This is a genomic window from Actinacidiphila glaucinigra, assembly GCF_035918135.1.
Lineage (GTDB): Bacteria > Actinomycetota > Actinomycetes > Streptomycetales > Streptomycetaceae > Actinacidiphila > Actinacidiphila glaucinigra.
This window is the reverse complement of record NZ_CP109144.1, coordinates 7,821,861-7,841,038: the sequence shown is the minus strand read 5'-3', so window position 1 is coordinate 7,841,038 and position 19,178 is coordinate 7,821,861. Positions and strand designations below refer to the sequence as shown.

Annotated in this window: 22 protein-coding genes and 1 pseudogene; 11 read left to right on the top strand and 12 right to left on the bottom strand. The window is 71.6% G+C overall.

Annotated features, from left to right (window positions below; genetic code table 11):
- Positions 1-85 precede the first annotated feature (85 nt).
- From OIE69_RS35455 to OIE69_RS35440, 4 genes and pseudogenes are all read right to left on the bottom strand, one after another.
- On the bottom strand, positions 86-1,180 hold the full coding sequence (locus OIE69_RS35455) for a WxL protein peptidoglycan domain-containing protein (protein WP_326578725.1): 1,095 nt from the start codon (positions 1,178-1,180) through the stop codon (positions 86-88).
- A gap of 265 nt (positions 1,181-1,445) precedes the next feature.
- Positions 1,446-2,240, bottom strand: coding sequence for an SDR family NAD(P)-dependent oxidoreductase (locus OIE69_RS35450; RefSeq protein WP_326578724.1), 795 nt, complete (start codon positions 2,238-2,240; stop codon positions 1,446-1,448).
- Positions 2,241-2,326: 86 nt separating this feature from the next.
- Positions 2,327-2,932 (bottom strand): TetR/AcrR family transcriptional regulator, encoded by a 606-nt coding sequence (locus OIE69_RS35445; RefSeq protein WP_326578723.1) that lies wholly within the window; start codon positions 2,930-2,932, stop codon positions 2,327-2,329.
- A 222-nt stretch (positions 2,933-3,154) separates the two neighbouring features.
- Positions 3,155-3,673, bottom strand: a pseudogene (locus tag OIE69_RS35440) (adenylate kinase).
- A gap of 86 nt (positions 3,674-3,759) precedes the next feature.
- Between OIE69_RS35440 and OIE69_RS35435 the strand changes: the two are divergent.
- The 4 genes from OIE69_RS35435 to OIE69_RS35420 all read left to right on the top strand — a co-directional run bounded on the left by OIE69_RS35435 (position 3,760) and on the right by OIE69_RS35420 (position 7,815).
- Positions 3,760-4,698, top strand: a complete 939-nt coding sequence (locus OIE69_RS35435) for a GNAT family N-acetyltransferase (RefSeq protein WP_326578722.1) — start codon at positions 3,760-3,762, stop codon at positions 4,696-4,698.
- 169 nt (positions 4,699-4,867) lie between these two features.
- On the top strand, positions 4,868-5,491 hold the full coding sequence (locus tag OIE69_RS35430) for a hypothetical protein (RefSeq protein WP_326578721.1): 624 nt from the start codon (positions 4,868-4,870) through the stop codon (positions 5,489-5,491).
- A gap of 187 nt (positions 5,492-5,678) precedes the next feature.
- Complete coding sequence (locus OIE69_RS35425) at positions 5,679-7,163, top strand: PepSY-associated TM helix domain-containing protein (protein ID WP_326578720.1); 1,485 nt, start codon at positions 5,679-5,681, stop codon at positions 7,161-7,163.
- 457 nt (positions 7,164-7,620) lie between these two features.
- Positions 7,621-7,815 carry a hypothetical protein gene (locus OIE69_RS35420; protein WP_326578719.1) on the top strand — a complete coding sequence of 65 codons (195 nt, stop codon included), beginning with the start codon at positions 7,621-7,623 and terminating at the stop codon, positions 7,813-7,815.
- A 77-nt stretch (positions 7,816-7,892) separates the two neighbouring features.
- On the opposite strand, the gene OIE69_RS35415 is transcribed toward OIE69_RS35420, so the two are convergent.
- The 3 genes from OIE69_RS35415 to OIE69_RS35405 form a co-directional block, all read right to left on the bottom strand.
- The gene (locus tag OIE69_RS35415) at positions 7,893-8,336 is read right to left on the bottom strand and encodes a hypothetical protein (protein WP_326578718.1); all 444 of its coding nucleotides are present in this window, start codon (positions 8,334-8,336) and stop codon (positions 7,893-7,895) included.
- Positions 8,337-8,356: 20 nt separating this feature from the next.
- Positions 8,357-8,788: a hypothetical protein gene (locus OIE69_RS35410; protein ID WP_326578717.1), complete on the bottom strand. Its 432-nt coding sequence runs from the start codon at positions 8,786-8,788 to the stop codon at positions 8,357-8,359.
- Between the two features lie 241 nt (positions 8,789-9,029).
- A complete protein-coding gene (locus OIE69_RS35405) occupies positions 9,030-9,488 on the bottom strand; it encodes a winged helix-turn-helix transcriptional regulator (protein WP_326578716.1) in 459 nt (152 codons plus the stop codon).
- An 86-nt stretch (positions 9,489-9,574) separates the two neighbouring features.
- Here OIE69_RS35405 and OIE69_RS35400 point away from each other — a divergent pair, with 86 nt between their 5' ends.
- On the top strand, positions 9,575-10,300 hold the full coding sequence (locus OIE69_RS35400) for a DsbA family oxidoreductase (protein WP_326578715.1): 726 nt from the start codon (positions 9,575-9,577) through the stop codon (positions 10,298-10,300).
- Between the two features lie 69 nt (positions 10,301-10,369).
- Positions 10,370-11,023, top strand: a complete 654-nt coding sequence (locus OIE69_RS35395) for an FMN-dependent NADH-azoreductase (protein WP_326578714.1) — start codon at positions 10,370-10,372, stop codon at positions 11,021-11,023.
- A 9-nt stretch (positions 11,024-11,032) separates the two neighbouring features.
- Here OIE69_RS35395 and OIE69_RS35390 read toward each other — a convergent pair whose 3' ends face one another.
- The 3 genes from OIE69_RS35390 to OIE69_RS35380 form a co-directional block, all read right to left on the bottom strand.
- Positions 11,033-12,268 (bottom strand): epoxide hydrolase family protein, encoded by a 1,236-nt coding sequence (locus OIE69_RS35390; RefSeq protein ID WP_326578713.1) that lies wholly within the window; start codon positions 12,266-12,268, stop codon positions 11,033-11,035.
- A gap of 60 nt (positions 12,269-12,328) precedes the next feature.
- On the bottom strand, positions 12,329-12,787 hold the full coding sequence (locus OIE69_RS35385; RefSeq protein WP_326578712.1) for a nuclear transport factor 2 family protein: 459 nt from the start codon (positions 12,785-12,787) through the stop codon (positions 12,329-12,331).
- Between the two features lie 100 nt (positions 12,788-12,887).
- Positions 12,888-13,262 (bottom strand): nuclear transport factor 2 family protein, encoded by a 375-nt coding sequence (locus OIE69_RS35380; protein ID WP_326578711.1) that lies wholly within the window; start codon positions 13,260-13,262, stop codon positions 12,888-12,890.
- 181 nt (positions 13,263-13,443) lie between these two features.
- Between OIE69_RS35380 and OIE69_RS35375 the strand changes: the two genes are divergently transcribed.
- Together OIE69_RS35375 and OIE69_RS35370 are read left to right on the top strand one after the other, a co-directional pair.
- Positions 13,444-14,061: a TetR/AcrR family transcriptional regulator gene (locus tag OIE69_RS35375; protein ID WP_326578710.1), complete on the top strand. Its 618-nt coding sequence runs from the start codon at positions 13,444-13,446 to the stop codon at positions 14,059-14,061.
- 130 nt (positions 14,062-14,191) lie between these two features.
- Entirely contained in the window at positions 14,192-15,046 is an 855-nt protein-coding gene (locus OIE69_RS35370; RefSeq protein ID WP_326578709.1) for a hypothetical protein, read from the top strand.
- 44 nt (positions 15,047-15,090) lie between these two features.
- On the opposite strand, the gene OIE69_RS35365 is transcribed toward OIE69_RS35370, so the two are convergent.
- Entirely contained in the window at positions 15,091-15,393 is a 303-nt protein-coding gene (locus tag OIE69_RS35365) for a hypothetical protein (RefSeq protein ID WP_326578708.1), read from the bottom strand.
- A 212-nt stretch (positions 15,394-15,605) separates the two neighbouring features.
- Positions 15,606-16,157, bottom strand: coding sequence for a hypothetical protein (locus tag OIE69_RS35360; protein WP_326578707.1), 552 nt, complete (start codon positions 16,155-16,157; stop codon positions 15,606-15,608).
- 81 nt (positions 16,158-16,238) lie between these two features.
- Between OIE69_RS35360 and OIE69_RS35355 the strand changes: the two genes are divergently transcribed.
- From OIE69_RS35355 to OIE69_RS35345, 3 genes are read left to right on the top strand one after another with little or no spacing between them, the layout of a single operon-like run.
- Positions 16,239-17,168, top strand: coding sequence for a metal ABC transporter solute-binding protein, Zn/Mn family (locus OIE69_RS35355; RefSeq protein WP_326578706.1), 930 nt, complete (start codon positions 16,239-16,241; stop codon positions 17,166-17,168).
- Positions 17,165-18,073: a metal ABC transporter ATP-binding protein gene (locus OIE69_RS35350; protein ID WP_326578705.1), complete on the top strand. Its 909-nt coding sequence runs from the start codon at positions 17,165-17,167 to the stop codon at positions 18,071-18,073. The genes OIE69_RS35355 and OIE69_RS35350 overlap by 4 nt, the downstream gene beginning before the upstream one ends.
- Positions 18,070-18,966: a metal ABC transporter permease gene (locus tag OIE69_RS35345; RefSeq protein WP_326578704.1), complete on the top strand. Its 897-nt coding sequence runs from the start codon at positions 18,070-18,072 to the stop codon at positions 18,964-18,966. The genes OIE69_RS35350 and OIE69_RS35345 overlap by 4 nt, the downstream gene beginning before the upstream one ends.
- Positions 18,967-19,178 lie beyond the last annotated feature (212 nt).

The window sequence follows — 19,178 nt, the reverse complement described above, 5'->3', positions numbered from 1 at the left end:
AGAGAGCTCTCCTTGCCTTTGTTTTTTTGCCGACCGGCCGATCAGCGAACGCCGCCGCGCAGGCCGGGCGGCTGCCTGCCGTGCCTCATGTCGTGGAGGGCCGGCCCTGCGGATCGTTCGACCGCGAACCCGACGTGTCGAGGGCCTTGGCGACCGCGTCGGCGATGGCCTGCTCGACCTTGCGCCTGCGTCGCCTGCGCAGCAGGGCGTAGCCGACACAGGCCGTGGCGAGGGCGGCGAGCACGATGAGCTGGCCCCACGGCCAGGCCCACAGGGAGCGGGAGGCGGTGACCTGGTCGGCGCGGAGGGCGGGCTGGTCGTCGGAGGCGAGCGGCTGGAGGATGACGTCCGTGTCCAGCCGTACGCCGGGCCGGATGCCGTTGACCGTGACGGTGCGGGTGAGGGAGTTGCCGGGCAGGATCTCGGGGAGGTCGGGGAGGCCTGCGTCCTGGCCGATCAGCCCGAAGAGACCCTCCGTTCGCAGGAGTTGGCGGGCCTTCAGGCGGACGTTGCCCGTGTTCTCGACGGTGTAGGTGACGCGCAGGCTGCCGCTGCCGGCCGGGTCGAGGGTGCCCCGGTACGTGGCGTGCAGGTCGCCGACCGTGAGCGAGGGGTTGAGCGGGCCGTTGACGCGCAGGTGGAGCCGGGAGCCGAGGCGGCGGTCGAGGCGGACGGTCTTGCCCTGGGTCTCGGTGACCAGTGACGTCAGGACACCGCCGGAGTGGTCGCCCGGGGTGGCGTCGGAGGGGACGGTGAGGGTGAAGGGCACCGTCGCGGACTGCTGGCTCTTCAGGGTGAGGGTGGTGGACTTCACGGTGATCCACGACCCCACGTCACGGGGCTTCTTGTCCGCGGTCAGCAGGTCGATGCCGCCGCCGGGGGTGGTGAAGGCGTCGCTTGCGTAGACCTTGAGCTTGATGGTGGTGTCGCTGCGGTTCACCACGGCCAGGGCGTCGGTGACGCGGGAGCCGGGGGCGAGGGTGTAGGTGAAGCGGCTGCGTCCCTTGCCGACGGAGGTGTCGGCGGGCGCGGCGCCCCAGGAGATCTGGTCGTCGTTCGCCGGGCGGTTGGCGGGTGCGGGGGTGGCGTGCGCCGGGGTCCCCAGCAGGACGGCGAGCGCGGCCACGAGGGCGGCGACGATGTGGCGGGGCGAGATCGGGGTGGCGGATCTCCTGGTCATGGGTTCTCTCCGTGGTCGTGGGGCCGGGCTGCCGTGCGGGGCGGGCCGGCCGCACGCGGTGTTCTGCCGGCCCGGCACGGCCCCGCTGGTCGGAGGCCGTGCCGGGGTGCGGTGCTGAATCGCGGTCAGCTGAGTGCGGTGAGGGTGAGGGTGGTGGTGTAGGTGCCGGGGTCGGTGGTGGTGGGGAGGCGGCCGCCGAGTCCGGGCTGTGCGCCCGGACTCGGCGGCCGAGGGAAGGCGCCTCGGACGCGGTGGGGGCTCGCGCTCAGAGGGTCTTGATCTGGCCGCCGTCGATGACGACCTCGGCGCCGGTGATGTTCCCCGCCACCGGCGAGGCCAGGAAGAGGGCGAGGTCGGCGACCTCCTGCGGCTCCGTGATCCGGCCCGAGGTGATGCCCATGCTCTGGGGCACGACGACGTCCAGGGCCTCCTGGGCCGTGGTTCCGGCGGCAGCGGCGGTGGCGTCCGCGAAGGCGCCCGGGGCCGTCCAGAACGGGGTACGGACCGGGCCGGGAGAGATCGTGTTGACGCGCACGCCCTTCGGCCCGAACTCCTCGGAGAGCGACTTGCCGAAGTTGTGCAGCGCGGCCTTGGCCGCCGAGTAGTCCACGACCATCGGGAAGGGCAACCGGGCGTTGATGGAGCCGATGTTGACGATCGCCGCGCCCTCGGCCCCGACCAGATGGGGAAGTGCGGCGCGGCTGGCGCGAACGGCGCTGAAGAAGGTCAGGTCGAAGATCCGCTGCCAGTCGGCGTCGCCGATCTCGAGGAATCCGTTGCGCGGTTCGGCGGCCCCGACGTTGTTGACGAGGATGTCGATCCGGTGGTGACGCTCCGCGGCGTGGCGGACCAGCGTCTCGGCCCCGTCCGGGGTCGACAGGTCGACGGGTACGACCGTGACGTCGTAGTCGGCGGCCAGCGCGTCGAGTTCGGGCGTGGAGGCGCGGCTGCCGGCGACGACGCGGACGCCTTCGCGGGCCATCGCCTCGACGACGGCCAGGCCGATGCCCTTGCTGGCGCCGGTGACGACGGCGACCTTGTCCTTGAGGTGGAGTTCCATGGCAATCCTTTGTGGAGTAATCGATACAGAATGAAGGCGTGCGGAAACGCGGCCCGCTCGTCGCACCGGGAGCAGCCCGCCCGCGGTCAGTCCGGGGCGCGCATCGCCACGGCGAGGGCGTCCTCGACGAAGGACCGCCCGAGCCGGGCTCTGCCCACGACCCAGAGCCCCTGGACGGATGTGATCAGGAAGCGGGCGAGCTCGACCGGGTCCTTGCCCGGCGGCACATCACCCCGCGACTTCGCGCGGTCCAGGGCGCCCGCGAGCGATGACTCGACCTCGCACCACGCCGCGACGGCGCGCTCGGCCGACCAGGGCCCGGCACCATTGCCGGTGACCTCGTCGACCCCGGGGGAACCCGGTGAGGGGTCTGCCCGATCCGCCTCGGTCATGGTGACGAGAGCCTGTCGCACCGCGGGCCGGACCTCGGTCGCGTGCTCGAGGATCATCACCAGGTCCTCCGCCTGGAGAGCGGAGCAACGTTCGAGGGCGCGGAGGGAGAACCGCTCCTTCGAACCGAAGGCCGCATAGAAGCCGAGGCTTCCGATCGACAGTACGTCGAGGAGATCCCGCAGGGAGGTATCCCGCAGGGAGGTATCCCGCAGGGAGGTCCCGGTGCAGCCGCGCAGCCAGAACAGGTCCATCGCCCTATCGACCGCATGGTCGACGCCGACATCCCCGTTCCGTCCCATGCCGGAAGCGTAACACGATTGTGGATTGTTCAATAAAGTAAGCGGGTGGGGCCGATAAGAACGCCCCTGACCTGCGGCGATCGAGCTTCTACGCCGAGAGGGGCGCGGGACACGAGCCGCGTGGGGCCCGACATCGACGCGCGCCCCGAATCCGCCACCGCGGATCCCGCACACCGCCCGGACCGCGACTTCCGCAGCGGTAGGCGCACGCGGCGGCCGGGGTCAGAGGGAGGCCAGCCAGGCCGCGGTCTCCCCGGGACGGCCGAAGCGGTGGGTGTCCAGGGGTGCGAAGCGGGGATCGCCGGTGCGGCGTTCGATCTCGAGACGACGGCCCGTGTGCTGGGACCAGGCCCACCATGCCGGATGCTCCCGGCTGAGCCAGCCGGTCCAGGATTCCCGGTTGCCCCCCGAAGAGCGCCTCGCGGGTGACGCTACGCCGCACGGACCGGCTCAGGACGCGGGGCATGACGACGCGCCGGGGGTAGTCCAGCCACACCACGGTGTCGGCCCGCCCCCACAGCAGATCGCGGACCTCGGGATGGCCGAGGGAGTCGACGACCCAGCGGGACCGGCGGCGAGCCGCGCCACATCCTCGGAGAACGCGCTGTTCACCGCTCAGTCGGGGCCGTTGAAGTACAGGCCGTCCATCTCGTGGTACGGCACGCCCAATCGACCACCCAAAGCGCGCGCGAGCGTGGACTTGCCCGCACCCGTGACGCCCACCACCAAGATCCGCTCCACGAGCGTGCACCCTATCCCGGGCCCCCGCGGCGCAGGCGGCGGTTAATGTTTTGCTCTGGAGCCTCCCGTTCCTGATCATGGGCCGAATGCGATTTCTTCCCGCCACCGCGGACCCAACCGCCCTCGACCGTGCCGCCGCGTACCCCGCTGACGGTCCCGTCGCCGCCCTGACCGCCGAACGCATACAGGAGGAACTGGCCGCCGACCGGTTCCGCCCGGAATGGACCTGGCTCGCCGAGGACGAGGACGGCCAGGTCCTCGCCCGCGCCCTGTGGTGGGGCCGCGCCGACAGCGAGCGGCCCATCGCCCTCGACTGCCTCCAGGTACGCTCCACGGCCGCCGATCCGGCCGCCGTCGCCACCGCGCTCCTCGACGCCGGGCACGCCGCCTTCGGCACGCGCCCCCTGTACAACCTGTCCCTCCCCGCGGACTGGCAGAGCCACCCGGCACTGACCGAGGCCGTCGCCTGGCGGCGCGAAGCGGGCCTGCGCACGGGGCTGGGGCGGGAGATCCAGCGGCTGCGCTACGAGTGGACGCCGGCGGCGGGACTGCCCGGGGCCGGCGGCCGGCTGACGTTCCGCGAGGGCAGCGACGAGGAGTTCCTTGAGGCCTTCGTCCGGGTGTCGGCCGGGAGCCTCGACCAGGCGACGCTCGACGAACTGCGCACCAAGGACGCGCGGCAACTGGCCCAGGAGGACCTGCGGTTCTACCTGGACTGCCCCGGAGAGCGCTCCTGGTGGCGGCTCGCGGAACTCCCCGACGGCACCCTCGCCGGTCTGGCCGTCCCCTCCGCGACACCGTACAACCGCAACGTCGGCTACCTCGGCGTCGTACCCGAGCAGCGCGGCCGGGGCCTGATCGACGAGATCCTCGCCGAGATCACCCGCTTCCACGCCGCCGAAGGCGCCGAGCGCATCACGGCGACGACGGACACCACGAACGCCCCGATGGCCGCCGCCTTCGACCGCGCCGGCTACAAGGTGACGGAGATCCGCATGGTCCTGGAGGCTCCTGGAAGCGCGTGACCTGACGACGGAACCGCCACCGGGTCGCCGTGCGGAGCGCCGCGTTCACTTGCCGGCGGCCGGGGCGTGCCAAATCCCGTGCAGGCGTTCAGCACAACTGTGCGTGCGCCACAGGTGCTTCCGCGCGCCCCATCCCTCATTCGGGTGGTGACTGGCATCATTGCTCGTCATGACGTCCGGGCCTGCCTTCCGCCTCGCGCGCGCCGCGGTGTTCGCGGCCGTGTGCGTGGCGGTGACGGGCCTCGGTCACGCCCTGATGTCGCGGGCCGTTCCGGGTTGGGCGGTGGGGTACGCGTTCGCCGCCACAACCGCCGGGGCGTGGTGGCTGGCCGGTCGCCGTGAGCGCGGTGCTCCCGCGGTCACCGGAGCCACCGTGGCGACCCAGTTCGCCCTGCACGGCTGGTTCAATCTCGCCCAGGCCTTCGCCACCGCACCGGCGGGCACCGGCGAGATGACCTCGGGCCATCCGGTCCCGACCGCGGACGCCATGCCCATGGCCACCGCCGCCATGGACGACGGGTCCATCGGCATGGTCTCCGCCCACGCCCTGGCCGCGGTGCTGTGCGGGCTGTGGCTGTGGCGGGGCGAGGCCGCGGCCTTCCAGCTCGGCCGCTCCCTGGCCGTCTCCCTCTTCGCTCCCTGGCGCCTGGTCGTACGCGTCCCGGCCGCCTTCAGCCCGCCGGACCCCGCGAGGCCCGCGTCCTTCCTCGTCCCTCCCCGCCTGCCCCGGCAGGTGGCCCTGTGGCACGGCGTCACACGCCGCGGCCCACCGAAGCCGGCGATGTCCTTCTGACCGTCCGTCTCGCCCCTGCGCGATGACGGACGCAGTCCGGCGTGCCCGCACGCACCGCCTGCCCGGCGCCTCCACGCGCTCCGGGTGCGGCAGGGCTGTCACGCCGTACCGCCGTCCAGGCGGACCGAATCGTCGACTTCGCGAGCGCCCGCGCCCTGCGCGCCGGGTGCCGAATGGGGATGCACACATGTCTTCGACACAGGAACACGCGCCCAGAGACGACCGCGAGGAGGCCCTGGCGGAGGCCGCCGGCCCCGCCGCGGCCCCGACTCCGCAAGGAGCCGGCCCCTCCCGGCCGGGCCGTTCATGGAGCGGCATACGAGCGCTGCTCGTGCGGCTGCACTTCTACGCGGGGGTGTTCGTCGCCCCCTTCCTCCTCGTGGCCGCGCTCACGGGGTTGGCCTACACCTTGACGCCCCAGCTCGACCGGCTCGTCTACGGCGACCAGCTCACCGTGGCGAAGGCCGGCGGCGAACCACGCCCGCTCGCGGAGCAGATCGCGGCGGCCCGGAAGGCACACCCGGAGGGCACTCTCGCCTCGGTGATCACCCCTCCCGGCCCGGAGGACACCACGCGAGTGGTGCTGTCCCTGCCGGAGTCGGGCGAGAAGCAGCGCACGGTGTTCGTCGACCCCTACACCGCCGAGGTCAGGGGCGACCTCACCACGTGGTTCGGCTCGACACCGCTGACCACGTGGCTGGACGACCTGCACCGCAACCTGCACCTCGGCGAGACCGGCCGCATGTACTCGGAGCTCGCCGCCAGTTGGCTGTGGGTGATCGTGGCGGGAGGTCTCGTCCTGTGGCTGGGCCGCGCCCGCGGACAGCGCGCCAAGTCGGTGCGAGGCGTCCTCCTGCCGGACCGCTCCGCCCGCGGCGTACGGCGCACCCGCGGTTGGCACGCGGCCACCGGCGTGTGGATCGCCGTCGGCCTGCTGGCCCTCAGCGCCACCGGCCTGACGTGGTCCCACTACGCGGGGGACCGGTTCGGTCAGCTGCTCGACGCGGCCAAGGGGCACGCACCCGAGCTGGAGACGGCACTGCCCGGCGGAACCGCCCCGGCGGAGGGCGAGCACGCGGGGCACGCCGGCCACGGCGCGGGCCAGGGTGCCGCATCGACGGACCCCGCCGACTTCGACGCGGTCCTCGCGGTCGCCCGCGACGCCGGGCTGGGCGGACGGGTGGAGCTGACGCCGCCCGCGGACGCGGAGAGCGCCTGGACGGTGGCCCAGGACGACGCCCTCTGGCCGGTCCACTACGACCAGGTCGCCGTCGACGCCACCAAGGGCGAGGTCACCTCGGAGAGCCGGTGGGCGGACTACCCGGTCCTGGCCAAGCTCAGCAAGCTCGGCGTCCAGGCCCACATGGGGCTGCTCTTCGGCATCGTCAACCAGATCCTGCTGGCCCTGATCGCGCTCGGGCTGATCTGCGTCATCGTGTGGGGCTACCGCATGTGGTGGCAGCGCCGGCCCACCCGTGATGACCGCACGGCGGCGGTCGGCAAGGCCCCGGCACGGGGCACGTGGCGGCAGGTGCCCCTGCCGGTGCTGATCGTCGGCGTCCCGGTGGTCGCCGCGCTGGGCTGGGCGCTGCCTCTCCTGGGCATCACCCTGCTCGCCTTCCTCGTCGTGGACGTGGTGATCGGTCTCGTCCGGCGAGGCCGCGCCGCGTAGCGCCGGAAGGGAGACGGAACGCCGATCGCCTGCGGTCCGGCGCGCTCACCGCGCCGGACCGGAGGCGGTCGGTCGGCGTGCTGCACGCACGGCTCGCGACGGACCCACGGCCCGTGGGGCCGGGCGCGTTGGCGACAACACGCGTACCGGGCTGGGGATCGCCCGAGGGACGCCAGTACGACGACGGGTCGGGATGATCGGTGAAGCCCAGCGCCCGGTACAGCGTCGCGCCGCTGTCACCTTACGCCTGCTATTGCGAATAACTTGCAACAGCTATAGATCTGCAGCAACATGTTCCCCGGACGGGGTCGGCCCGTCAGCCTTCGGAGTCGTCGCGCCCGCGGTCCCGTGCGCGGCCCTTCCTGCGGGATGATCGTCTTTCCAGCCGGCAACCCGCCGGTCCCGGCCGACCCCGTACCCCGCCGGTCTCTCGCCGTCCACGCAGGCTCCGCTCAGCATGTACGCCGTCCCGGCGGGCCAGGCCTACGTCTCCACGGCGGCCCCGGCCCTGACGGACGACTTCCTCCCCTCCAGCGGGAAGGTCGTCTTCGGCGCCAAGAAGATGCACACGATCCAGTACGGCCACAAGACCGCCCTGGTCTACGCGAACGACGTGACCGCCGAGGGACGTCCGCCCCACCACGGCTCCTGACCGGTCGACAGACAGGCCCAGGCGGTGGCCCGGCACGCGGTGCTGTGCCGGGCCACCGGTCGCGGCCGAAGGTTCGCTCAGCGGGTGAGCACGACCATTTCACCGTCGTTGTAGGTGTCCCACAGCACGAGTTCGCCACGTCGCTCGGCAATGCGGAAACCGCCCGCACCACCGTCCGTGGATGTCAGGGCCACTTCGGTCGCGCCACCCGGCATGTCGAAGGCGTACCAGGTCCCCTGACCTGGTTCCTCCGTCCATCTGAGAGCCGATCCATCGTCGTCCGGGACACGGGAGGCGTAGAAGATCCCGTCCGAGCGCAGTTCCAGAAAGGCGTCGCCGGACCCGCGCCACTCCCCCACCAGGTCGGCCTTCTTCGCCCGAGCGTCCTCAAGATCGAACGCCCAGGAGCGGAGCCACCAGGCCCCGACGAACAGGATGAGCAGCCGGTGGAATACCTCTGGATCCGCACGGGACTCTCCCTGATGAGAACTGCTGCGCCCTTGCTTCGGGTCGTGCTCCATCACCGCTCCCCCCGGCACACTCAGGGGCTTTCCGGTGCTGCCTGCTCACGCTTCAGGTAGTCCTCTTCAGGGCAGCCGACATCGGTGTCGTCGGTCGGGCAGAGCACAGGGTCGTCCTCGTCGCCGAACAGATAGGCCGTCACCTCGCAGTCGCCGTCGGCGGACCGCAGCGAGACCACGCTTCCGCGCGTGGCGGCCTCGTCGGGAGTGCCGAACCCGCCCTCCTCGGGGAAGACCTCAAACGCCCATCGGCCCGATGCCAGCACCGACGGATCGGCACAATGGGACGCCGACGGCATGCCGGCAGGTCTGACGCCGATGAACGTGTGATCCTCGCGGAACGTCAGCGATGTGCCCGACCCGCTGGTCCACCGCCCCGTGAGCTGATCCGCCGGTATCTCCGCGGCCCACACCGCTGCGGCCAACCCACCCGTGCATGAGGTCGTGAGCATGCACGCGACCACCATGCCGGCACCCCGACCCCGAACACCCCGACCCCGAACCCGCCGACCCATGCCGACCCTCCCCCACGCGATCCGCCACTTCGGCCCTCGAACCCCGGGGACAGCATATTTGAACACGCTCAAAAAGTCTGGCGATCAACGTCGGCAGCCCCCTGCGACGTGGCCGCCGGTCGAGACGGTGACCGACGGGCTGCGTGCGGTACCCGGCGAAGCTCCGCTCCACGAACTCCTATACGGTGCCCGCGTCGTAGGTCTGCTGGTGGCGGCGGATCTCCGCGTGCCGCTCGGCCGACCATGAGGCCAGTTCCAGCACGGTGGACAGCAGGGAACTGCCGAGCGCGGTCAGGGAGTACTCGACGCGCGGCGGCACCTCGGCGTAGGCGGTCCGGGCGACCAGGCCGCTGCGCTGGAGCTGCTTGAGCGTGAGGGTGAGCATCCGCTGCGAGATGCCCGGGATGGCCTGCGCGAGGTCGGAGTAGCGCACGGGCCCGTCGGAGAGGGTGCCGATGATCAGTACGCTCCACTTGTCGCCGACCAGGTCGAGGATCTCGCGGATGAAGTCCGCGTCACCGTCGCCCCACTGCGCGCACGGGCCGGGTACGCGCCGCACGCTCGCCCTCACGTTCGTGCGTCCCTGCCGCATCTCGCTGCCGCCGCCCACGTCCGGCGCCTCCCTCTCGTGACCCACGCACATCAATGTGCCTTTTGTATCGCTTCCCACACTAATGCAGAGTGAGGCTACGAACAGAAAGTGAGTTTCAGGAGAGGCCCACCATGCAGATCGACTTCTGGTCCGACATCGTCTGCCCGTACTGCGCGTTGACCGACAACCGGCTGCGGCTGGCGCTGGAGCGGTTCGAGCACGCCGACGAGGTACGGATCGTCCACCGTTCCTTCCAGCTCCACCCCGACCTGCCCCGCGCGGGCATCACCCAGCGCCGGCTGCTGGAGACGCACGGGATTTCCGCGTCGGGGGGCGAGCAGATCTTCGCGCCGATCGAGCGCGCCGCCCGGGCCGAGGGGCTGGCGCCCTTCCACCCGCGGGAGCGGACCCTCGGACCGACCGACTACGCCCACGAGCTCCTCGCCCTCGCCACCGACCAGGGGCGCGGGCGCGAGGTGTGGACGGCGATGTTCCGGGCCCACTTCGGGCAGGGGCGCGAACTGTGGACCATGGAGCAGGTCCTCGACTTCGCCGACGAGGCCGGCCTCGACGGCGAGGAGGCCGCCGAGGCGCTGCGCGAGCGGCGTTACCAGGCCCGGGTGGCCGCCGACCAACGCGAGGCCGAGCGCCTGGGGGCGCGCGGGACGCCCTTCATCACCCTCGACGGCGCATACGCCGTCCACGGCGCTGTCGGCACCGAGGAGCTCCTGGCCGCGATCACCAGGGCCTGGGAAGCGGCCCACCCGGAGCCGCGGCCCCTTACGGTCCTCGGCGGGACGGAGGCGGCCGCCTGCGGACCGGACGGCTGCGAGGTCCCCCGGCGTCCCGCGCCCTGACGACGTGAGCCCGCCGATCCCGTCAAGGGGCCACCACCCCACACGTACGCAAGCGAAAGAGCCACCACCATGTCCTACCTGCTGCGCATCGACGCCTCCGCTTCCGGCGACGCGTCCGTCTCCCGCAAGGTCGCCGACTCCTTCACCGCCGCCTGGTCCGGCGACGTCGTCCGCCGCGACCTCGCCCTCGACCCCGTCGGCCACCTGGACGCGGCCGGCATCCTGTCCCGTACGACCCCCGCCGACGAGCACACCCCGGAGCAGAAGGCCGCGGCCCAGCTCCAGGACGAGCTGGTGGAGGAGTTCCTCGGCGCCGACGCGTACCTCTTCGCCGTACCGCTCTACAACTACGCGATGCCCTCGGTCTTCAAGGCGTGGCTGGACCACGTCATGATCGTCGGCAGGACGATCGGGCTGCCCGGCCCGGCGCCGAGCGCGGGCCGCCCCGCCGTCGTCGTCTCCGCCCGGGGCGGCGGCTACGGCCCCGGGGCGCCCCAGCACGGCAAGGACTTCCTGATTCCGGCGCTGGAGACCATCCTCGGCGATCCGCGGCTGATGGGCCTGGACGTGCGCCCCATCACGCCCGAACTGACCTACGCGCCCACGGTGCCCTCCCTCGGGCACCTGCTCCCCCAGCACCGCGCCTCACTGGAGGAGGCCCACGCGCGGGCGCGCCGTCAGGCGCTGGAGATCGCCGGGCCCGCCGCTCCGGCCACCGCCTGACCGGGCCGGTCAGCGCAGCTTGCGGAAGGTCTCCCGGACGTCGCCGACGAAGGCCTCGGGATTCTCGAAGTGGCCGAAGTGGCCGCCCTTCGGGTGGGCATTGACGTTGACCACGTTGAACGAGTCGTAGGACGGACCGTGCACGAAGGCGGCGATGCGTTCCTCGACCGTGCGGACCCCGGGCGGGTAGACGTCACCGAGCAGGAAGGTGAAGCCGGCCGGGGGCTCGACCACCGGCCGCCGGTCGTGCGACGGCGTCCAGGGGTGGCGGACCGTGTTGCGGTACATGCGGATCGAGGTGCCGATGGACTGCGTCACCCAGAAGACGGTGGCCTGGGTCAGGACGAAGTCGCGGGAGAAGACGGCGTCGAAGTCGGCGTTCTTGTCGCTCCACTTCTTCCACCGCTGCAGCAGCCAGGCGAGCATGCCGATCGGGGAGTCGTTCAGACCGTGCGTCAGCGTCGAGGCGTCCAGCATGTGCACGGCGACGTGGGAGGCGTAGGTGGAGTGGAACTTCATGATGTCGTCACGCAGTTGCGGTGAGGCGTCCGCGGGGACGGGCTGCCCCATGGTCAGGTCCCAGTAGCGGTCGTGCTGGAAGAGGCCCGGCGGCAGGTCGTGGCCGAAGTGCAGGGCGACGAGGCTGTCCGCGTACGTGTGGCCCAGGGCGCTGGTGACCAGGGCGCCGTAGTCGGAGCCCAGAGAGCCGTACTTCTCGTAGCCGAGCACCTCGGTCATGAGGGTGTGGAGGATGTCGGCGATCTTCCAGTAGTTGAGGTCGCCCCGCGTGAGGGGGGTGGACCACGCGAAGCCCGGCAGGGTCGGCATGATCACGTCGAAGGCGTCCGCCGGGTCGCCACCGTGGGCGGCGGGGTCCGCCAGGGGGTCGATGAGCGGGTGGCTGAACTCCCCGGGCCACGGCCAGCCGTGCAGGACCAGCAGCGGGGTCGGGTTCGGGCCCTTGCCGGCCTTGCGGACGAAGTGGACGGGTGTGCCGTCGATCTCCACCGTGAACTGCTCGTGGACGTTGAGCCGCTTCTCGGCCGCGCGCCAGTCGAAACCGTCGGCCCAGTACTCGACCAGAGGCTTGAGGTAGGCGGTGCTCACACCGTAGTACTCCTCCTCGTTGTCCAGGTCGTCGAAGAAGCGGGTCTTCCTCAGACGGTCCGTCAGGTCGTCCAGGACGTCCTGGGCGACGTCGATGGTGAAGCGTTCCGGCGACGGAGGCGTGTGCTTGTCAGCCATGGGTGCACTGCTTTCTCGCGAAGGGGAAGGTGGGGTGTGCCCTGTGACGGGCGGGCACCGTCAGTAGGCGAAGTCCAGCCGCAGCCGGGTCTGTTCGAGCGCGGCGATGTACCAGGCGCCGTCGGTCCTGACGAAACGGGCGTGGTAGTGGCCGTAGCCGTGCATGCCCCTGAACGGGAAGTCCGGGTTGACCTCGGCGTCGTCGGGCCGGGTGATGATGTCCTCCATCGACCAGGTGCCGCGGGCGCCGGTCGCCGACTCGACGTCGATCTCGTCGGAGAAGAGGTGGTGGACCAGGACGTCGTCGGTGCCGCTGCTTCCGCCGACCGTGGCGGCGATGTCCGCACGGCCGTTCATCCGCAGCCACACCGAACCGTCGGGCTTGTGAGGGGTGAAGGTGCCGTCGGGAGTGAACAGGCCCGCCAGGTCCTGCCACCGCTTCTGGTCGGCGTAGCGGACGTACCGCGCCATCAGGCGGCGCAGTTCCTCGATCGCGGTCAGGCGCTCGACGTCGTTCATGGTGGTTCTCCTCACGGGGGCGGGATGGATGCCCGGCCACGGGCCGAGGGCGGCCGGAGGGGGCGCCCCGGGGGCCGCGGTCGGGGCACGAACAGCCGGCTCAGCTCAGGAGCGTGCGAGCGTGGACGGGGTTGGTGTAGTCGCGCCACGCGGCGATCCGGCCGTCGTGGATCTCGTAGACCGCCATGTTCATCACCGGGGCCGTCGGACCCCCCGGGAGGGCGAGGCCGTGGACCTGCTCGGCTATGACGACGTCGCCGTTGACGGCCTGGTGGACCGTCTCGAACTCGATCCGCTCGAAGGTGCGGAAGACGTTCCGCCACATCTCCAGCAGGGCGTCCCGCCCGCGGATCTCGTCGTCGCCGTAGTTGCGGAAGACGACGTCGGCGTGGAGGAAGGGAAGCAGACGGTCGGCGTCCTTGGTGTTGAACGCCTCGACGAATGCACGGACCAGGGCGTCGTTGTCGACGGACATGGATTACTCGCTTTCCGGCCTCGCGCGCCGGGGCGAGTGGGCCATAAGGGCAAGGGAGCAGACTGGACCGCTTGGTCCATCTCCTGACAGTCGCCAGCATGGACGGGACAAATTGGACCCGCAAGTCCAGAACAGGGGAATGCCCTCTGGACCGGGAAGTCCAGTCACTTATAGTGGCGCCATGCTGACGAAGAAGGGTGCGGCGACCAAGGCGCGCATCATTGCGGGCGCCGCACAGCTCGTCGCGGTCAAGGGCGCGGCCGAGACCTGTCTCGACGACATCCGCGCCGCCACCGGCACGAGCAAGAGCCAGCTGTTCCACTACTTCCCCGAGGGCAAGACGCAGCTCCTGCTCGCCGTCGCCGAGGACTACTCACAGCGCGTCCTGGAGGAGCAGCGTCCACTCCTCGACCGGCTCGACAGCTGGGAGGCCTGGGAGCAGTGGCAGGAGCTGATGCTCCGGCTCCACGCCCCCGGCGACGGCTACTGCCCGCTGACAGCCCTCAGCCGCCAGTCGCCGCAGACCGTTCCCGGCGTCCGGGAACTGATCGCCGACCACCTCGAACGCTGGCACGCCGCCCTCACCAAGGGGCTGACGGCCATGCGGACCGACGGGCTGCTCCGCGAGGACGCCGACGTGGACGAACTCGCCACAGCGGTCCTCGCCGCCGTCCAGGGCGGAGCCTTGATGGGTCAGATCACCGGCTCCACGGCCCCACTGCGGACCGCACTCACGGTGTCCCTCGACCACCTGCGGACCTGGGCGCCCCCGGCGCCGCCCCCGTCCGCCACACGGTAGCGAGGGGCGAGCGGGGGTCGCCGGCGCAGTGGCCGGTTCGGCCCGCAAGGCGAGCCGTGTCAGCGGCACTTCGGCCACAAGGGCAGCCCGCGGCCGATCGCGTACACGCCACCCGCTAGCATCCCTGGCCATGGTGAGGCGGGGGTGGCGGCTGGGCGTCACAATCGGGGTGGCGGTGCTGGCGGCGATCTGCGCCTCCGGCCCGGAGCCCTTGGAGGTCGTCCGCACGGCGTCGGACCTCGGCCCCCTTCCGGCCGACCGCTACGGCTTCACCTCGCGGGACTACCAGCGATCCCAGCGGGCATCGGCATTGCTCGTCCGGCAGTGCATGGCGGACCGCGGCCACCCGGACTTCCCTCTCGACCCGCGCTACCCCCACGACCCTGTCATGGCGGTAGCCGTCGGCACCGACTACGGCGTCCTCGATCCGGACGACGCCCGCCGCTGGGGCTACGGCTGGGACCCGGCGACGGCGGAGGCCGCCCGGCCGAAGGGCCGCCGCATGACCGACGCCGAATACGCGGACTGGCCCGCCTGCACCGCCGAAGCGAGCCGGCGACTGGTGCGCGGCATCGACCTCACGGGCGACTGGCTCTACGCGGCCCGACGAACGGTCGAGGTGGGCAAGGCGGCCGAGCGCGATCCGCGCCTGCGGGCAGCCTGGGACGCGTGGTCCCGCTGTATGGCGGCGGAGGGATTCACCCGCTATCCGGACCCCGTCGCGGCCTATACCGACCGCGCCTGGCACCGTGACAGCGACGGCAACACCCGCCACACGGAGCGGGAGCGGGCCACGGCCGTCGCTGACGTCGCCTGCAAGCGCCGCCATCACACGGCCGAACTCTGGCACGCCGTACAGGCGGAGAAGCAGACCGCGGACATCTCACGCCACCGCGACCACTACGCCGCCGGCCTGCGCGCACTGCGCGCGTACCGGGCCAACATCGACAAGGCACTGCGGAGCCCGGGCCGGCGTCCGGCCTGACGCCGGCCCGGATCGTCCCGCGGCACCACGGCCGTCAACGGCCGTCAATGGTCGTCCCAGTGCCCTTGGTGGGCCGCGTGACGGTGCCCGTCGTGGATGTAGTCGTTGTGATCGCCGTGCGGCACGGAGACGTGGCCGCAGCCCTCGGCGTGCCGGTGCGCGTGGTCCTCGTGAACCGCGTGGGCCGGGGCGACGCACTCGTCGACGTGGCCGTCGTGGGTGCGGTGGATGTGCCCGTCGTGGGCGTAGTCGGTGTGGTCCCCGTGCGGCACGGAGACGTGGCCGCACCCTTCACCGTGGGTGTGCTTGTGCTGGGCGTGCGGGCTGTGCGGGCTCGCGCTCGTCATCTGGGCTCCTTCCGTGGCGCCTCGCGGGTGCACGAGCCGCCGGGTGCCGGTTGCCAGCGAAGAGGTCACCACCCGGTGAGCATGACACTCACCGACATATACCCATTTTCGCATCAAAGCCAGTCACCCGACGTCCGTCTCCGCCCGGGTCCGGGCTCGCCGACCACCGCCGGCCCCACCGCCGAGTCATGCATGCCGGCGGGCAGGAGCGGTCAGTTCGAGGCTCCGACACCGCTGACCCAGACGGCGAGCGGTGTGACCTCCGGCTCGGTCCGCTCCGAGCGGCTCCGCACGTCGTCCAGGTCCGACCAGGCGAGGCGACCCGGCTCGCCGTCGGCCAGGAATCTCTCGACGATCGGGCCGAGGCGGTCCGAAGCAACATAGGCACCACCGAACGGCAACGCGTCCGGGGACACGGAACCGGTCGAGCACCGGAGCTGCCCGGCCTGTTCGTCATGCCACACATAGAACGTCGCAACCCCGGCAAAGGCCCGTTCGCGAATGCGTTCCCGGATGACAGCAGCGGTCCGCTCGAAGGCCGCCACCACCTCGGCGACGGACAGCGAAGTCGTTTCCCCTTCCGCCGCACTCCACCACCAGGTGTTGGCCTCCGCCTCCACCCGCCGGTCAGCCGGCTCCAGCACCAGGGGCTCGTCCGCCACCTCGTCGATCCACGTCAACAGCACCACAGCAGTATCCGGGCACATGCGGTGGACGGTCCCGCGGAGGCTCTCTTGCCCACTCATGTCGAAACTGGTATTCATTTTCATCTAAGCTGCCCGGGTGCGTACGGCCCCGGCCGCACGCGTCGTCCGTGCATCCCTTACGGCCTTGGAGGCTTCCCCATGTCCCGCACCCCTTCCCGTCTCGCCGGACTGCTCGCCGGCGCCGCATCGCTCGGCCTCCTGGCCGGCTGCGGCGGTTCCTCCGACGACGCCGCGAGCGCCGGGAGCACCGCTTCCGCGTCCAAGGTCACCGTCGTCGCCTCCACCAACGTCTACGGCGACATCGTCGAGCGCATAGGCGGCGACCGGGTCGACGTCACCTCGATCATCAGCGACCCGGCCCAGGACCCGCACTCCTACGAGGCCGGTACCCGCAACCAGCTCGCCCTCTCCAAGGCGAAGGTCGTGGTGGAGAACGGCGGCGGGTACGACGACTTCGTCGACCGGATGCTGGGGAGCGGCAACGCCTCCGCGGAGGTCGTCAACGCCGTCGAGGTCTCGGGCCGGACCGCTCCGGCCGGCGGGGAACTCAACGAGCACATCTGGTACGACTTCCCCTCGGTGAGCAAGGTCGCCGACCGGATCGCCGACGCCCTGGGCAAGGCGGACCCGGACAACGCCGGCACCTTCGCCGGCAACGCGGCGGCCTTCAAGAAGAGCCTCGCCGCGCTGGAGGACAAGGAGGCCTCCCTCAAGTCCGCGCACGCCGGCGAGGGTGTGGCGATCACCGAGCCGGTGCCGCTGTACCTGCTCGAGGCTTCCGGCCTGGCCAACCGCACACCCGAGGAGTTCAGCGAGGCCGTCGAGGAGGGCGACGACATGTCCGCCAAGGTCCTCCAGGCCACCCTGGACCTCTTCTCCGACGGCAAGGTCAAGGCCCTCGTCTACAACGAGCAGACCTCCGGCGCCCAGACGGAGAAGGTCAAGTCGGCGGCCGAGGCGGCCGGTGTGCCCGTGGTGCCCGTCACCGAGACCCTGCCCGCGGGCAAGGACTACCTGACGTGGATGAACGACAACGTCGACGCACTCGCCGACGCCCTGAACAAGTGACCGGGGAGACCCCGCCGTCCGTACCCGGGCCCCGCACGGGCACCCCGGACGTTGACGGCAAGTCGGTGCCGCTGATCCGGATGAGGAACGGCGGCCTCCGGTACGGGGACCGCATCCTCTGGAAGGGACTCGACCTGGATGTGCGGCCCGGGGAGTTCTGGGCGGTCCTCGGGCCGAACGGCTCCGGCAAGTCCAGTCTGGTCCAGGCCCTTCTGGGGCGCCGGCCGCTCTCCTCCGGCACCCTGCGCGTGCTCGGCGCCGATCCCCGGCGGGCCGCGCGCCACATCGGCTACGTACCGCAGCAGGGGACCGCTCCGGCACACGACGTGGTGCGGGCGCGCGAGTTGGTGGGCTACGGCCTGGACGGGCACCGGTTCGGGCTTCGGTTCGGGCTCCGCCGACGCGGCGCCGACACCCGGCACCGCATCGACGCCGTCCTGGAGGCCGTCGGCGCGTCGGCGTACGCGAACGCACCCCTCGGCACCCTCTCGGGCGGCGAGCGGCAGCGCGTGCGCATCGGCCAGGCCCTGGCCACCGATCCCCGCGTGCTGCTGTGCGACGAGCCCACGCTCTCCCTGGACCTCCACCACCAGCGGGCGGTGACGGAACTCATCGACCGCAGGCGCCGGGACCACGGAACCGCCGTGGTGTTCGTGACCCATGAGATCAACCCCGTCCTCGACCTCGTGGACCGGGTGCTCTACCTCGCCCCGCAGGGACACCGCATCGGCCCGCCGGAGGAAGTCCTGACCTCGCGATCCCTGTCGGCCCTGTACGGCTCGCAGGTCGACGTGCTGCGGGTGCGGGGCAGGATCGTCGTCGTCGGAGCGCACGAGCAGCAGCCGGTGCACCACCCGGGACCGGACGCCGAGCACACCCACGACACCGACGGAGCGTACCCATGACGGCGGCCGGGACATGGCAGCAGATCTTCGACTTCCAGGACTACGGCGCTCTGCTGGGTCTGGTGCGCAACTCCCTCATCGTGGGCGGTGTACTGGGGCTGGTCGGCGGACTGACCGGGGTCTTCGTGGTGCTCCGGGACCTGCCCTTCGCCGTCCACGGGATCAGCGAACTGTCCTTCGCGGGCGCCTCGGCGGCCCTGCTGCTCGGGGTGAACGTGGTGGCGGGCTCGATCGCCGGATCGCTCGTCGCCGCCCTGGCGATCGGCGCTCTGGGCGCCCGCGCCCGGGACCGCAACTCGGCCATCGGCGTCCTGATGCCGTTCGGGCTCGGGCTCGGCGTCCTGTTCCTCGCCCTCTACAAGGGACGTTCGGCCAACAAGTTCGGCCTGCTGACGGGCCAGATCGTGGCCATCGACGACCCGCGGACCGGATGGATGCTCGCGGTGTCCGCGCTGGTGCTGGTCGTCCTCGCCGCCATCTGGCGTCCGCTGACCTTCGCCAGCGCCGACCCGCAGGTCGCCGAAGCACGCGGTCTGCCCGTCCGGGGCCTGTCCGTGGCCTTCATGCTCGTCCTGGGACTCGCGATCGCCCTGTCGGTACAGGTCGTCGGGGCACTCCTGGTGCTCAGCCTGGTGGTCACCCCCGCCGCGGCGGCCTCCCGGGTGACGGCTTCTCCGGTGCTCCTGCCCCTGCTGAGCGTGGTCTTCGCCGTGCTCGCCACAGAGGGCGGCATTCTCCTCGCCCTCGGCAGCAGCGTTCCCATCAGCCCCTACGTGACGACGATCTCGTTCCTCGTCTACGCCGTGTGCCGGGTGATCGGAGCACGACGTGCTCGGCACCGGCGAACGGCGCGCGCCATGAGGGGGGTTGGGGGCAAGCCGGTACGCGGCTGAGTTCCGTCGCGCCCGGACCTCCGGCGGCCGCGGTGCCGCCGGGAACCGCTCCGGGGCGGTCCCGCGCTTCGCGGGCTGCCCCGGAGCGGTGGCACATCGGGAGTGATGGCACGGCGTCGGCGTTCTCGCCAACACATGGACTTCGCCGCCCGGCTCGCCGCCCGGTTCGCTGCCCGGTTCGCCGCCCGGGGACGGCCGGACGAGGGGGCAGG